At 40.7% G+C, this 2,037-nt stretch carries 1 protein-coding gene; it reads right to left on the reverse strand.

Translation table 11 applies throughout. The annotated features are described in order from the left end of the window. Nucleotides 1–532 precede the first annotated feature (532 nt). Nucleotides 533–1,435: an AraC family transcriptional regulator gene (locus N475_RS24945; RefSeq protein WP_063366145.1), complete on the reverse strand. Its 903-nt coding sequence runs from the start codon at nt 1,433–1,435 to the stop codon at nt 533–535. Nucleotides 1,436–2,037: the final 602 nt, after the last annotated feature.

A 2,037-nucleotide genomic window follows, 5' to 3' on the forward strand; every position in this document is an offset into this window, starting at 1 on the left:
TTTCACTTTCCACCGACTGAACGCGAGGCCTCTGGCCGTCGGCCGGACCATCGCCAGCAAAGGTTGCCCCGGGCAATTAAAGAAACCCGTTGCAGCAATGCGACGGGTTTTTTGCGTTTAAGTCCCTTAGCAACAGCTAAACCGGCTCATTTCACCTTGCGCAAAAGAAGCGTGCTCACTTCGTTCGCTGTCGCTAACCTTTTGCACTTAATTCATCCCTGAAGCAGGGTCCCATCGCGCATCCATGCGCTCACTTCCTCATGCTGCGAAACTTTGTTTCGGTCATTCGTCACCCTTGCGCAAGGTGAAACAAGCAACTTTCAACGTTGATGAGGAAGATTCTCTCAGCATCATTTAAAGTCGCTCATAATCGGAACTTATTGGGTCATTAGCCCCTCATCACTTGTTAAACCAACTCATTTCACCTTGCGTAAAAAGAGCGCACTCACTTCGTTTGCTGTCGCTAACCTTTTACACGTCTCTTGCGCAAGGGAAACGTATTCGCTGCAGCCATTGTGGTTAACCTTTTGCATCATGATATATCGCCAGTTTTATTTATTGCTTGCGTAGTAACAGGTATCCACCAACGAACACACATCTCATTCATTGGCCGAAATGGTATAGGGAAATATGCGACTATGTCAGGCTTGTTATGCTCTCTTTCAAAACCAGTTGAGGAAAACCATGAGCCATATATATATCGGTTAGTTTTCATGGAAGCTTTATATGTGCAATTGAATTCTGCGTAAGTTGAGGAGGGGATTGTAAAAGTTTCAAATCCTTTTAATCTATCTCGACTTGATGTTTCAACACCTAAAACATCCAAAAACTCATCCTGCTTCCCATTTTCTTTTGGAAAATAAGCTGAGAGTAAAGGGGAGTTTGTGATTGGACATGGTCTACCGTTATTTAGTTGAATAAGCTTTTCATAGTCTTTTGACCCCACATACTCTTTCCAGAATTTAGGTCCACTCTTTACAAAGCTTTCGAACTCAAAGCTTTTGCTTCTACCTATTAAATTGAATTCTGGCACTTCAATTATTTTGTAGTTCATAGATTCACCTGCCTTATCGTCTTCAGGGATGAAAGCTCTCTTATATGAAGAAAGCGAACTGCCTCCCTTTCGAGCATTGCTCGGATTTATTCCATGTATATTTCTAAATGCACGAGTAAATGCATTGGGGGACTTATAGCCGAATTTGAGCGCAATATCGACAATACTTTCATTCGTATTCAATAACTCAACGGCTGCTAAGGTTAGTTTTCTCCTCCTGATATACTCGGCACAGGTAATCTTAAAATAAGCAAAGAACATGCGATGGAAGTGATATCTCGAACAACATGCCACCTTAGCTATGTCGTCAATACTAAGATCGTTATCCAAGTTGCTCTCTATATGTTCAATTGCCCAATTCATTCGTTGTGACCAAGTCATTGCACAAGCCTCCTATTGAGCAGTTATGGTATTTAATCACTGAAGCACCCGTCTCACCTTTTCTTGCTATTTTAAGTTGCCTTAATGAAATATCGGTATAGGATTGAACTCGCGTATTTTGTAAGCAAGGTGATGTAAAGTTTTTGTACCTGCAAAGATTAAGGCTAGCTATCTTGAGGGCCCGGAAATAATATATCTACAGCCGTCAGGGTCATCAGGTCCTAACAATGAATCTGCATAAGATGTTAAGGTTTATGAAAAGGTTTGCTTAAATCCATAACAAACTCATGCTTGCTGCGAAATCTTACAAAATTCATTAAATCACTTCGCTAATTACTGTGATATGTAGCGTTAACCATTCCTCCTATCGAATTCGGATCCGATTTAGTTTCCTGATTTTAAGTCTTAGATATAAAGTGCACTTTATAGTGAGGCCTAGAGCGTAGTTATATTGGATAGTATGACTGTAGTCTCATTATGGAAGAGAGTCAGTTAATTTAATATGCTGTGATTAGAGGCCTTTAAATATAGTATGGCCTTAGAGGTAACTTGACTGAATTGCGGGGGCGTAAACTATCTTTGATAGTCAGATAGTCAGATAG

The organism is Pseudoalteromonas luteoviolacea DSM 6061, from assembly GCF_001625655.1.
Lineage (GTDB): Bacteria > Pseudomonadota > Gammaproteobacteria > Enterobacterales > Alteromonadaceae > Pseudoalteromonas > Pseudoalteromonas luteoviolacea.

Excerpts from the sequence above, each read along its gene's own strand:
- N475_RS24945 (WP_063366145.1), bottom strand. The coding sequence starts at position 1,435 with ATGACTTGGTCACAACGAATGAATTGGGCAATTGAACATATAGAGAGC.